The organism is Clostridium sp. KNHs214 (assembly GCF_000744935.1).
GTDB lineage: Bacteria > Bacillota > Clostridia > Clostridiales > Clostridiaceae > Haloimpatiens.
In genome coordinates this window covers 1,034,465-1,048,078 of the sequence record NZ_JQMW01000011.1, presented here as the reverse complement: position 1 = coordinate 1,048,078, position 13,614 = coordinate 1,034,465, and the positions used below count along the sequence as shown (strand labels likewise).

At 30.5% G+C, this 13,614-nt stretch carries 13 protein-coding genes; 10 read left to right on the top strand and 3 right to left on the bottom strand.

Annotation, left to right across the window (positions count from 1 at the left end):
* Positions 1-234: 234 nt before the first annotated feature.
* The 10 genes from CC89_RS13425 (at position 235) to CC89_RS13380 (ending at position 10,383) form a co-directional block, all read left to right on the top strand.
* Positions 235-2,070 carry an ABC transporter ATP-binding protein gene (locus CC89_RS13425; RefSeq protein ID WP_035292896.1) on the top strand — a complete coding sequence of 612 codons (1,836 nt, stop codon included), beginning with the start codon at positions 235-237 and terminating at the stop codon, positions 2,068-2,070.
* Positions 2,063-3,922: an ABC transporter ATP-binding protein gene (locus tag CC89_RS13420; protein ID WP_035292894.1), complete on the top strand. Its 1,860-nt coding sequence runs from the start codon at positions 2,063-2,065 to the stop codon at positions 3,920-3,922. The genes CC89_RS13425 and CC89_RS13420 overlap by 8 nt, the downstream gene beginning before the upstream one ends.
* A 348-nt stretch (positions 3,923-4,270) precedes the next feature.
* Complete coding sequence (locus CC89_RS13415) at positions 4,271-5,518, top strand: hypothetical protein (protein ID WP_051931778.1); 1,248 nt, start codon at positions 4,271-4,273, stop codon at positions 5,516-5,518.
* A 76-nt stretch (positions 5,519-5,594) separates the two neighbouring features.
* Positions 5,595-6,077, top strand: a complete 483-nt coding sequence (locus CC89_RS13410) for a GNAT family N-acetyltransferase (protein WP_035292892.1) — start codon at positions 5,595-5,597, stop codon at positions 6,075-6,077.
* Between the two features lie 418 nt (positions 6,078-6,495).
* Entirely contained in the window at positions 6,496-7,206 is a 711-nt protein-coding gene (locus CC89_RS13405; protein ID WP_035292891.1) for a pseudouridine synthase, read from the top strand.
* 282 nt (positions 7,207-7,488) lie between these two features.
* A complete protein-coding gene (locus CC89_RS13400) occupies positions 7,489-7,872 on the top strand; it encodes a NifB/NifX family molybdenum-iron cluster-binding protein (RefSeq protein WP_035292889.1) in 384 nt (127 codons plus the stop codon).
* A gap of 1 nt (position 7,873) precedes the next feature.
* Positions 7,874-8,704 carry an ATP-binding protein gene (locus tag CC89_RS13395; RefSeq protein WP_035292887.1) on the top strand — a complete coding sequence of 277 codons (831 nt, stop codon included), beginning with the start codon at positions 7,874-7,876 and terminating at the stop codon, positions 8,702-8,704.
* Positions 8,695-9,543: an ATP-binding protein gene (locus CC89_RS13390; RefSeq protein WP_035292885.1), complete on the top strand. Its 849-nt coding sequence runs from the start codon at positions 8,695-8,697 to the stop codon at positions 9,541-9,543. The genes CC89_RS13395 and CC89_RS13390 overlap by 10 nt, the downstream gene beginning before the upstream one ends.
* 12 nt (positions 9,544-9,555) lie before the next feature.
* A complete protein-coding gene (locus CC89_RS13385; protein WP_035292883.1) occupies positions 9,556-9,912 on the top strand; it encodes a NifB/NifX family molybdenum-iron cluster-binding protein in 357 nt (118 codons plus the stop codon).
* 21 nt (positions 9,913-9,933) lie between these two features.
* Positions 9,934-10,383 (top strand): DUF134 domain-containing protein, encoded by a 450-nt coding sequence (locus CC89_RS13380; RefSeq protein WP_035292882.1) that lies wholly within the window; start codon positions 9,934-9,936, stop codon positions 10,381-10,383.
* Between the two features lie 109 nt (positions 10,384-10,492).
* Here the strand turns inward: CC89_RS13380 and nadC are convergent, their stop codons facing one another.
* From nadC to nadA, 3 genes are read right to left on the bottom strand one after another with little or no spacing between them, the layout of a single operon-like run.
* Positions 10,493-11,329 (bottom strand): carboxylating nicotinate-nucleotide diphosphorylase, encoded by an 837-nt coding sequence (nadC, locus tag CC89_RS13375; RefSeq protein WP_035293635.1) that lies wholly within the window; start codon positions 11,327-11,329, stop codon positions 10,493-10,495.
* Positions 11,310-12,617 carry an L-aspartate oxidase gene (locus tag CC89_RS13370; RefSeq protein WP_035292880.1) on the bottom strand — a complete coding sequence of 436 codons (1,308 nt, stop codon included), beginning with the start codon at positions 12,615-12,617 and terminating at the stop codon, positions 11,310-11,312. The genes nadC and CC89_RS13370 overlap by 20 nt, the downstream gene beginning before the upstream one ends.
* A gap of 5 nt (positions 12,618-12,622) precedes the next feature.
* Positions 12,623-13,534: a quinolinate synthase NadA gene (gene nadA / locus CC89_RS13365; protein WP_035292878.1), complete on the bottom strand. Its 912-nt coding sequence runs from the start codon at positions 13,532-13,534 to the stop codon at positions 12,623-12,625.
* Positions 13,535-13,614: the final 80 nt, after the last annotated feature.

Genomic DNA, 13,614 nt, shown 5'->3' with positions numbered 1-13,614 from the left:
GCTAGGGTAATGAATGGTTACCTGTAATTTGTAATTAATAATCAATGAGCAATTAGGGGTAAAAAAATTTAGAATTTAAAATTGAAAATGAAGGACAAAACTTCGTAGGAGTTTTTAAAATTTAAATCAAGAAACTGGTGTATAAATTCCAACTTAATTCTAGATTTTAAAGTTTACATTAACTAAGTTAATTGCAGTAGTATTACAAAAAAATATAAAAAGGGTGATGATGTTATGAGTGAAAAAGTTCAAAGGGATAAAGCTAAATATTCAACATTTACTAACACTATGTATTTAATAAAAAATATTTGGAGATGGGATAAGACTTTATGGTGGTTAGTTATTGTGCAGATCCCAATAACAGTTATTATTCCGCTTATAGGTATATATTTGCCTAAGATAGTAATAGATTCTGTAACTTCTAATTTGTCAGTTTTTAAGCTTATGATAAATTTAGGCATACCTGTTGTTATAATGATCCTTTTGAATATAATTTTAAATACTACAAAATCTATAACTTATTTTAGAAAAATAGGCTACAGATTTAAATACATGAACTTAGCAATAAATAAGACATTTGATACAGATTTTGAGAACGTAGATAGTTTAGATGGGCAAGAAAATTTATCTAGAGCAAGTAGAGCTATGCAGATGAATGCTTCTGCCACAGAAGCAATAGTAGAGGTTATAATAGAATTATTTTCTAATATGATCGGGTTTGTAATATATTCAGCCATAATAGTTACTATTCATCCTTTCATAATTATATTTATAATTTTATCTTCAGTAATAAATTATTTTATAGGAAGGTATGTAAACAAATATGAGCACAAAAATAAAAACAATACGGTGCCAATGCAAAGAAAAATAAGATATATAAGAGAAAGAACAGGAGATTTTAAATCTTCTAAAGATATAAGAATTTATAATATGTTTCCTTGGTTTAAAAGTATGTACAAAACTTTTCAAAAGAAAGAAATTTATTTTAAAAATAAAAATATAAAAAGAAGATATTTTGCTAATTTCGTTGATGGAATACTTCTTCTTTTAAGAGATGGAATAACCTATGGATTTCTTATATATTCAGTTATTTATAGAGGGATGGCTATAGGAAATTTTGTAATGTATTTTGGAGCTGTAGCTGGTTTTTCTACATGGTTATCAGGCATTGTAAAAAATATTAATACCTTAAATTCCTTTAGTCTTGATGTATGTGATTTGAGAGAGTATCTAGAGATGGAGGATAAGATGAATAGAGGGCAGGGGATAGAAATTCCTTCCTATGGAATGCCCTGTGATATTGAACTTAAAAATGTGTATTATAAATACGGGGGAGCTGAGGATTACACTATTAAGAATATGAATCTACACATAAAAAAAGGAGAAAAATTAGCATTAGTAGGGGTTAATGGAGCAGGTAAAACCACTTTAGTAAAGCTTATATGTGGATTATACACTCCTACAAAAGGACAAATATATATAAACGGTAAGAAAAGCAGGTTTTATAATAGAGATAATTACTATACTTTGTTTTCTGTGGTATTTCAAGAAATGCATGTTTTGCCTACATCTATTGAGAGAAATATTGCACCAGATATAGAAAAAAATATAGATGAGGAGAAAATGCAAAGGGTTTTTAACTTGTCAGGTCTTATGAAAAAAATAGAGTCTCTACCTAAGAAAGAGAAAACTCCAATGATTAAATCTGTGCATAAGAATGCTGTGGAATTATCAGGGGGAGAGATGCAGAAATTAATGCTTGCCAAAGCACTATATAAGGATGCTCCAATTATAATATTAGACGAGCCTACAGCAGCACTGGACCCTATAGCTGAAAATGAAATTTATCAAAAATATAATGAACTTACAAAAGGACATACTTCCATATTTATATCCCATAGGTTATCTTCTACTAGGTTTTGTGACAGGATAGTGTTTATTGAGAATGGAGCGGTAAAAGAAGAAGGAGACCATTATAGCCTTATGAATAAAGAGGGAGAATATAGAAAGATGTACGACATGCAGAGCTACTATTATAAAAATAATGTAGGAGGTGAAAAATATGCGTAAAGGGGATTTAAAAAAACAAATTAAAATATTAAGATTTGGTTTAAAGGAGGTTTATAAATTACAGCCTTGGGTACTGCCTGTTACTATATTTCATTCACTTTTTGAATCTGTCTCGCCTTTTATAAATATATATATGTCTGCATTAATTATTGATGAACTACTTGGAAATAAAAATATTCATAATCTTAAGATGTTGGTAGGGATAACTATTCTGTTAAATTTAGGAATTCATCTTATTTCTACGGCACTTGAACATTTAAAAGGGTTGCTCATAGAGATTGTATATGAAAATCAAGATATGAAATTAAGTGAAAAGATAGCAAATATGGACTATGAATATGTGGAAAATCTAGAGGTGCACAAGCTTCGTACAAAGATAAAGGAAGCTCAAAATATGAATGGAGCAGGTATCCCTCTTATTATACAGGAGATGGGGAGATTTATAAAAGGACTAATAACAGTGATAACATCTACTTTTTTAGTTATAGATTTATTTATACCCAAAATTACAGGTGGAGGTATACCATTTATAAATTCTATATGGTTTTCTTATGTATTTTTAATTGTAATTTTTGTAGGTACATTAATTAGTTTAAAATTAACATCTAAAGCTGAAAAGGGATTATTTAAGTATTTCAATAAGTTAATGGATTTAAATAGAGTTTGGGGATTTTATGGTGACATGGTATCGGATTACAATGTAGGAAAAGGAGTAAGGCTATATAATGAAATACCAATAATTAGTGATGAGTTAAAAAAATTTGATAAAAACTCAAGAAAAATGTTTAATCAAATGGGTAATATGAAGGCAAAATATAGTGCATTTGATGCATTAATATCATCACTTTCTAGTGGTATGGTATATTCCTTTGTTGCATTAAAGGCTATAGCTGGCGCTATAACCATAGGCAGTATAGTCAAGTATGTGGGAAGTATAAATCAATTTATGACTGGAAGTAAGGAAGTTCTATCCTCTTTTAATGAAATTGTTAATAATAATAAATACGTAGAACTTTATTATGATTTTTTAAATATTAAAGGAGAAAAACATAATGGAACCCTCCCAGTAGAGAAGAGAAATGATGATGAATATCAGATAGAGTTTAAAAATGTATCTTTTAAATATCCAGGGTCAGAGATTTATGTCCTAAAGAATGTTTCTATGAAATTAAATATTGGGGAACGCCTTGCAATAGTTGGAATGAACGGCTCAGGAAAAACCACTTTTATAAAGCTTCTTTGCAGATTGTATGACCCAAATGAAGGGGAGATATTATTAAATGGTATAGACATAAAGAAATATAATTATGAGGAATACATGAGCCTATTTTCAATAGTATTTCAAGATTTTAAGCTGTTTTCCTTTTCTCTAGGACAAAACGTTGCAGCAACAACAGATTATGATGAAAAGTCTGTAGTGAATGTAGTAGAAGAGGTTGGACTAAAAGAAAGATTAAATACTATGTCTAAAGGGGTACACACATCCTTATATAAGGACTTTGATGAAGAAGGAATAGAAATTTCAGGCGGAGAAGCTCAGAAGATAGCCTTAGCTAGAGCTTTATATCGTGATGCACCTATTATGATACTAGACGAGCCTACAGCAGCACTAGATCCTATATCAGAATTTGAAATTTATTCTAAATTTAATGAAATAGTAGGCACAAAAACGGCTTTTTATATATCACATAGACTTTCATCTTGCAGATTCTGTGATGAGATAGCAGTATTTCACGAGGGAAGAATAATTCAAAAGGGCAATCACAAAAATCTAATAAAAGATGAAGAGGGCAAATACTATGAGTTGTGGAATTCACAAGCTAGGTATTATAATGAAAAGGAAAGTGCTTAGGTTTTAGGAAAAATATAAACTAAGGAAGTAGTTACTATAAAATTAGGAGTTACTGCCTTAGTTTATATTTTTTTACGATAAAGATTATTAATCCTTATATTTTACCGCTTATTTGAAATAGACTACCGCTTATTTATAATCAGTAGTCTATAGGGGTAATTATTATTATAATAAGTATATAAGATAAATTGCTATGAGGCAGTGGTAGTTATTTAATGAAGAGGGGGGTGAAAACTTGAAAGTTGATATTCAGGTAGATTTAAAATATTATTGGTCAAGAAAAGCTAGAAGAATTTAATGAAGAGATAAAATTAAGAAGAAATAAACTACAATAACATAAGATAAAACTTGGCTTGTAAAGTAGATATCTATCAGAAGTATACGATAAATAAAGAGAATATAAAAAATATAGTAGGTATTGAATTTATGAGTACAGTTTTAAATAAATTAAACAATATAAAAATTTTAGATAAAGAAGATATAGTGACTATTAAAAATTATATAGATAATAAATATTCTGAAAATGTATCTTCCAAAAATTCACAAATACTTTCTCATACAATTAGCAGTATTATATATAATAATTTAAAAGGATTACCAGAAGAATTAAAGTCAGATATTAAGAAAGAGGTATTAGTGAATCTTCTTATTAATGGTAAAAAGATAGTTACTTTTAAAGATGTTTTTGAAATTTGTATAAATTATAATGGGATAAGGTATGATTTACCGGAGAAGTTGGTAGATTGGATTAGTTTAAATACAAAGATGGAGTTTACAACAAGTGAGCTTCAGCAGTGTTTTAAAGACTTAGGTTTTAAAGATATAAATGTAAATATTTCAACAAATGAAGATAAAGAGGAATTAGCAAATAAAAATTTATGTTCGAAAGATCAAGCTTATAAGCAAAATAATGAGAATACTCTACTGCACAGTAATATAGAAGAGTATAAAAAGTCTAAAAATTATTTAATAAAACAATTGATAGGTTGGAAAAAATTAAAAAAGATACCAGGCATGGTTATTGTAATCATTACCAGTATTATATTACTAGGTGGTATAGGGAAGGCTTATTATTCTAATGTCATTGGAAAACAGCAAATAAAAGAAAACTCCATGGTTAAAGAGGAGAAAAATAAGAGCATTAAAAGTAAATATGTGAATTCGCATATGCCTAAATATATGAGATACAAAAAAATAAATGAAGCAAAATTAAAGGAGTTTTTATGCAAACGCAGCTCTCTTTTAGTGGAAGAACCGTATTTTTCCACTATAATTTCTGTGGCAGAAGAATTTAATGTAAATCCAATTTTACTTTTTTCTATAACAGGTCAGGAGCAGAATTTTGTACCGAAAAATAGTGCTAATTCAAAAAAAATAGCTAATAATCCGTTCAATGTATATCATAGCTGGATAGAATATAACACAGATATAGATGATAGTACTAAAATAGCTTCAAGGACAATAATTAACTTATCTAAAGATATGCCTAAAGATGAAGATCCTTTCGAGTGGATAGGCAAAAGATATGCAGAGGATAAGAGGTGGAGTAAAGGTGTAAAGGCTATCTTTAAAGAATTGACTGAATATATGAAATAGGATTTACGGAGTAATTTGAAAATATATGTTTACTAACCTATAATTATATATAGAGAGAATATGGGGGATGGGTAAAGTGAATATAATAATAAAAAAAATCACAAAAGAAAATTATAAGGATGTATTAGCTCTTCATGTTGCAAAAGAACAGGAAGGGTTTATAGAAAGTACAAAAGAATGTTTAGATGAAGCAAAGGAATCAGACTTATGGAGACCAGTTGGTATTTATAATGAAAACCAGTTGGTTGGATTTTCAATGTATGGACTTTTTAAGGATAAAAAAGATAGAGGTAGAGTATGGCTTGATAGATTTATGATTGCAAAAGAATACCAAGGAAAGGGTTATGGCAACAAAAGTCTAGATATTCTAATTGATAGATTATTTAATGAATACAATTGCGGTGAAATATATTTAAGTGTATATGGGGACAATGTACAAGCTATAAAGATGTACAAATGTAGAGGATTTAAGTTTAACGGAGAAATTGATATAAATGGTGAGAAAGTAATGGTTTTAAAAAAGGAAACAGATTCGAAAGTTAGTAATTATAAAAATTAGTCTAATCGTCAAGGGCGTAATATTTTCAATTTAATTTATAGAAAATGTCCGAAAACCTCCGTTGTTCATTTCGGAGGATGAAAGGACATTGATAATTAATAAAAGGATTAAAATGTGCTTGCTTGAAATTTACATATTAAGTTCAAATCATATTTTTTGGTGAGAATTTTTATTCCTCTTAACGTTTAAAGTTAAGGGGAATTTTTTATTTAAATAAAAATTATCTAAAAGTTAATGATATAATTAATGTGTATTGAATTATAAAACACTAAAAAAATAAGTTCAAAATATAGTTTGAAAAAGAAAATGAATATATTTTTATATATATAAAAGCTTGTTTAAGAGGATATACTGATTAGGTAGTCACTGCTTTTTACAATAAGTGGTAGTTAATTATATTTTTATAAGGAGACATATTATGAGACTAAATAATTTTATCAGTTCTACTGGACTTTGTTCTAGGAGAGAAGCAGATGAATTAATTAAGAATAAAAAAGTAAGAGTTAATGGGGAGATTGCAATCATAGGGCAAGTGGTAGATGAGGAAGATAAGGTTGAAGTAAACGGCAAAATGTTAAAAAGTAAGAAAAGGCATGTTTACATTGCCTTAAATAAACCTGTAGGTATTACTTGCACTACTGAGAGACATATAAAAGGAAACATTATTGATTTTGTAAATCATCCAGAGAGAATTTTCCCTATTGGAAGGCTTGATAAGGATTCTCAAGGTTTAATTCTTCTTACCAGTGATGGAAGCATAGTTAATGAGATTTTAAGAGAGCAGAATAATCATGAAAAGGACTATATTGTAACAGTGGATAAGCCAATTAATTCTTCTTTTATAAATGGAATGAGAAATGGGGTAAGAATATATAATCCCGTTAAGAAACAATATACAGTAACAAACAAGTGTAAGGTGGTTAAGTTAAAGGACATAACCTTTAAAATCACCTTATCTCAAGGCTTAAATCGTCAAATTAGAAGAATGTGCGAATATTTTGGGTATAAGGTTATAGATTTAAAGCGTGTAAGGATTACTAATATAACGATAAAGGGATTGCCAGTAGGAAAATGGAGAAATTTAACAAAAGAAGAAGTTAAAAAACTAAGAAATAATGACAGTATATAAATATCAGATTATTAATGAGGATTGGATATAATTATTTATAGGGTCTAATGGAAAGTAAAGTTCATAACCATTAGAACTCTGTTATCAATTGTTTTTTATGAAAAAAGAGATTTAAATGGATAGAGAAAATATTAAAATAAAGTAAAGACAGTAGCACTTAAATTTAATAAGGTGCTGCTATTTTTTTAAAAAAAAGTTATTGGCATTTGACAATAATGAAAAGTAGATGTAATATATAATTAGCAAATGCCAATAACTTTAAAATTAGGGAGGTAAGGAATTATGAAAATAGCAGTTTCTGCATCAGGAAAGGCAGTATATGATTTACTAGATGTAAGATTTGGAAGATGTGAATACTTTCAAATACATGATACTGAAAATGGAGAAGTAAAGGTTGTAGAAAACAGTGGTAAAATCTCTGGTGGTGGGGCAGGTATAGCAGCAGCACAGCAATTAATTGATGAGGGAATAGATATTATAATTACAGGAAATCTTGGACCTAATGCATTTAAAATTATAGAAAAAGCTGATGTTAAGGTATATAAAAGTGAAGGTATTTCTATAAGTGAAGTTTTACAAAGACACAAAAATGGTGAGCTTTCAGAGCTACAAACAGCCGCACCAGCACATAATGGTATGGGAAATGGTTTTAGAGGAGGAAAATAAATTGAATATAGCAGTATTAAGTGGGAAGGGTGGTACGGGAAAAACAACAGTTTCCACTAATCTGGCCTTGGCTCTAAAGGCAAACTATGTTGATTGTGATGTGGAGGAGCCAAATGGATTCTTGTTTTTAAAGCCTAAAATAGATAAAACTTATGAAGTTATGGTGGAATACCCCTTTATAGATGATGATAAGTGCATATCCTGTGGAGCATGCGTGCATGCTTGTAGATTTAATGCTTTAGCAAAAGTTAAAGATGATATAGTGCTTTTTCAAAAACTATGTCATGGCTGTGGGGCTTGTGAAATTGTGTGTAAAGCCGGAGCATTAAGTTATAAAAAGAGACAAATAGGAAGTATTCAAGAGGGAACCGTAGATGGCATAAAATGCAGTAGGGGAATTCTAAATATAAGTGAACCTATGGCTGTACCAATTATAAAGCAACTACTTGAAGAACTTGGTGAGGGTGTTAATTTAATGGATTGCCCTCCAGGAACATCTTGTAATGTGGTTAATTCCTTAAAATATGCAGATAGAGCTATACTTGTAACAGAGCCAACAGAATTTGGATTTAATGATTTAAAAAGGGCTGTGGAATTAGTAAGAAGGTTTAATATACCTTTTGGGATAATCATAAATAGAGATGATGGAAAAGAAAATATAATAAAAAAATATTGTAGTGAAGATGACATTCATATAATAGGCTGCATTCCTTACAGTAGGGAAATAGCTAAAATTTATTCAGAGGGAGAAGAACTTTATAAAAATCCAAAGTACAGGAAAGTTTTTAATGAATTAGCCCAAAGGACAAGGGAGGCATTGAAGTGGAGTTAGTGGTTTTAAGCGGAAAAGGTGGAACAGGTAAGACTACTATTGCTACAGCACTTTCAGAGCTTGCAAATGATGTGATAAGAGTTGATTGCGATGTGGATGTAGCTAATTTTCATCTTTTTTATAAAGGAAAAGATATAAGAAAAGAAGATTTTATAGGAGGACAAAAGGCATATATAGATTCTAAATTATGCATTAATTGTGGACAGTGTGCAGGAGTATGTAGATTTGGAGCTATAGAAAATTTTCAAATTGATCCTTTTGCTTGTGAAGGTTGTGGAGCCTGTACTTTTATATGTCCTAAGGGGGCAATAAATTTAGAGGATGACAAGGCTGCAGAAGCTTATATAACAGATGTAAAAGGAGAAATCATTTCTAGGGCGGATATGGAGATAGGCAGTGATGGATCTGGAAAACTAATAAGTCTTTTAAGAAAGAATGCTAAAGAGTTTTCAAATGAAAGTAAAATTACTATTGTAGATGGTTCTCCTGGAATAGGTTGTTCCGTTATATCTTCTATAACAGGCAGCAATGCGGTGTTAGTAGTCACAGAGCCAACTAAGTCAGGGCTTGAAGATTTAAAAAGAGTGGTTTTACTTTGTGAGCATTTTGGCATATTAACCATGGTATGTATAAATAAATTTGATATAAATGAAAAAATAGCTTGTGAAATAGAAAATCTTATAAAAGATCAGGGGTTGGAGATAGTAGGCAAAATACCTTATGATGATATTGTAATGAGATCTATAAATGAATTAAAGCCTATAACTAATTACAAAGAAAGCAAAGCTAATAAAGCTATTAATAAAATGTGGATTAATATAAAAAATATTATATTTTAGGAGGAATATATTATGAAAATAGCAGTTTCTAGTGAAGAAAAATATGTAAGTGGACATTTTGGACATTGCGAAGGGTTTACTATATATGATGTGGAAGAGGGCAAAATAACAAATAAGAATTTTACACCAAATCCAGGGCATAGACCAGGATTTTTACCAGTATTCTTGAGGGATTTAGGAGTAAATGTTATAATAGCAGGAGGCATGGGAGAAACAGCCCAAGAATTATTTAAGGAAAATAATATAGAAGTAGTTGTGGGAGCTCAGGGAATTTGTGATGAAGTTATAGAGAGTTATGTAAAAGGTGAACTAAGATCTACAGGAAGTGTTTGTAGAGAACATGAGCATGAAGGACACTGTAACGAATAGCTTCTACGGGAAGGAGTTAAAATGCCAAGGCCAACAAAATTCAGAAATGTAGAGTTTTTCCCAAAGGACACATATTTTGTTCCACAGGGAAAGCATAAATGTGAAATAGAAGAAGTGGTTTTAAAAGTGGAAGAACTTGAAGCCATCCGATTGAAAGATATAGAGGGATTAAAGCAAGAAGACTGTGCTGAAAGAATGCAGGTTTCACGCCAAACTTTTCAAAATATAATAGATAGTGCAAGAAAAAAAGTTGCTATAGCATTAACTGAAGGAAAGGCTATAAGTATAAGTGGTGGAAACTATACTACAAGGCACTGTAAATTTAAATGTAAAAGCTGTGGCATTACTTATGAAGTAAATTATGAACAGGATAAACATAAATGTCCTGAATGTGGTTCTGAAGAAGTTATGTGCAGTAAAAAAGCTGGATTTTGTAAGAGATGGTGTAGTGGACAATATAAAGATAAATAAAAGTAAACGATAATAAATGATAGTGAATAATAGAACCCCCAGTTACTAATAACTAATTTCAAAAGGATAAATCTAAGAAGATTAGAGATTAGTGGCTGGGGATTAAATTTTATATATTTCTCAAGTTTTTCATACTTAAATCTAAAATTTTAGCAGAGTGTGTTATATAGCCAGTGGATATATAGTCAACTCCTGTAGCGGCAATGGAAGCTACGGTGTCTAAGTTTACATTACCTGAAGCTTCAGTTAAAGCTTTGCCATTTACCATGGTTACGGCTTTTTTCATGGTTTCTAAATCCATATTGTCTAGCATAATAATGTCTGCTTTAGCATCTAATGCTTCCTCAAGCATTTGAAGATTTTCTACTTCAACTTCGATTTTTCTTACGAAGGATGCGGCTCCTCTTGCAGCTTGCACAGCATTTTTAACCCCACCTGCGGCACTTATGTGGTTGTCTTTTAAAAGTATTCCATCGGAAAGATTAAATCGATGGTTGTGGCCTCCCCCCACTCTTACGGAGTATTTTTCAAATACCCTCATATTTGGAGTTGTCTTTCTAGTGTCTAGAAGTTTAGTCTGGGTGCCTTGAAGTTTATCTACAAATTTTCTTGTAATGGTTGCAATTCCGCTCATTCTTTGAAGAAAATTAAGGGCAGTTCTTTCGCCTATTAAAATATTTCTAGTATTTCCTTCTATAGTAGCTATAAGTGTTTTAGGCTCTACCTTATCTCCATCTTTTTTATAGAATTTAACTTCTACATCTCCTAAAAGAGTAAAAACTCTTTCAAAAACTTGTAGACCTACTATTATACCATCTTCCTTGGCAAACAATTCTACTATGGACTTAGAATTTTCATCTATTACAGATGTAGTTGTTATATCTTCATTGGTTACATCTTCTTTTAAAGCAGATAATATAGCTTCATCAATACTTAAATAGTTCATCATGTAAATCCTCCGACCTTCTTTTTAGTTCTTGTATTACAATTTTTCTATTTTCTTTTTTTAAGTTTTCAACTTCACATTTGGTGAAAGTTTTTTCAGCTTCAATTTTATGTAATTTTATATTAGCTATTTCATTATTTATAGAAATAGCAGCTCTTCTAGAGAATACTAAGCCCTCTAAAAGGGAATTGCTAGCAAGTCTATTTGCACCGTGAACGCCAGTGCAGCTAATTTCCCCTACAGCATATAGGTTTTCCATGGAGGTTTTTGAATATAAATCAACTGATATGCCCCCCATAAAATAATGCTGAGCAGGGGATACTGGTATAGGCTCTTTGGTGATGTTTATACCTTTTTCGAAGCAATGGTTATATATGGATGGAAATCTATTTTCAATATAATCTTTGTCCTTAAAGGAAATATCTAAGTTAACATAAGGCACTTTAAATTTTTTTATTTCACCATATATAGCTTTTGACACCACATCTCTAGGCAATAGTTCATTCACAAATCTTTCACCTTTAGAATTAAATAAAAGACCGCCTTCGCCTCTAACTGCTTCTGAAATAAGAAAGCGCTTGGCATCTGTATTTTTTTCGTAAAGAGCCGTTGGGTGAAATTGAATATATTGAAGATTTTCAAGTTTAACATTATTTCTTAAAGCTATGGCGATGCCGTCACCAGTCATTATTCTTTGGTTAGTGGAATTTTTAAATAATCCACCAATACCTCCAGTAGCTAGAACTACAACTTTAGAATGAATGTTTATTTGCTTTCCATCCTTAAATATTATTCCACCAACACATTTATTATTTATATTAATTAAATCACATAAATAGGTGTCCTCATATATAGTTATATTTTCATGCTTTTTTACCTCATTTATTAGAGTATCTGCAACTATTTCACCAGTGTGATCTTTGCTGTGAACTATTCTATTTATGCTGTGAGCACCTTCACGAGTATATAAAATTTTATTTTCTGATTTATCTAAGTTCATACCTATATTCATGAGATTATCTATATTTTCTATAGATTCTTCTGCTAATACCTTTACAGACTCAAGCTTATTTTTGTATTTACCTGCTTTTAAAGTATCTTCAATAAAGCTTGGAATATCATCTTTACTTCTAGCTGTTGCGATTCCACCTTGTGCTAAATAAGTGTTGGTGTCTGTAAGCTTTGATTTTGAAATAAGTAGTACATTTAAGTTTTTGTTTAGGTTTAAGGCACAATATAGACCTGAAACCCCGGAGCCTGCAATTAGAACGTCTACATTTATTTCCATAATTTTTACCTAGCCATTTCGTGCATATTCATTAAAGCCCTATGAGCTTTAATTCTTGTATCTTCGTCTAATATAATTTCATTTTGCATATTTAAAAGACTATTATATACATCTTCAAGAGTGGTTTTCTTCATATTATTACAAATCATGCCGCTATCTATAACATGGAAGTTTTTATTAGGATTACTTTTCTTTAATTCATAAAGAACGCCTTCCTCTGTTACTATTATGTAGTTTTTATTAGTGTTTTCAGTGGCATGTTTTATAATCCCAGAAGTACTTCCTATATAGTCTGCTATGTCTCTTATTTCCTTATTACATTCAGGATGTACAAGAATTTTTACATCTTCTAAGGAATTTTTTAATTTTAAAATACTTTCTTTTTCTATTTTTTCATGAGTTGGACAGAACCCCTCCCATAAAATAAATTTTTTGTCTGGGAATTGCTCTGCTATGTAACCACCTAAGTTTCTATCAGGAAGGAATATAATTTCCTGGTTGTCAACTTTGTTCATTATTTTTAGAGCGCTAGATGAAGTAACACATACATCGCAAAGAGCCTTAACTTCCGTAGATGAGTTTATATAACATACAGTTAAAGCACTGGGATGCTGATTTTTTAATTTTATTAAATCATCAGTATTGGCCATATCAGCCATTGGACACCCCGCATCAAGCACTGGAAATAACACTGTCTTTTCTGGAGATAAAATTTTAGCGCTTTCCGCCATAAATTTCACACCACAGAAAACGATTACGGACTCTTTGCAATCTCTTGCAATTTCACTTAAATAGTAGGAGTCACCTACTGCATCAGCAATATCTTGAATTTCTGGTATCTGATAATAGTGTGCAAGAATTATTGCATTTTTTTCCTTCTTAAGTTTTAAAATTTGGTCTTTAATATCCTTTTCCATTTTTACCCCGCTTCCCTCAATTGTTTTATTCCATAATCATCAGCTGTTACTTCCTTTTATATAAAGGATTGAAGAGCTGA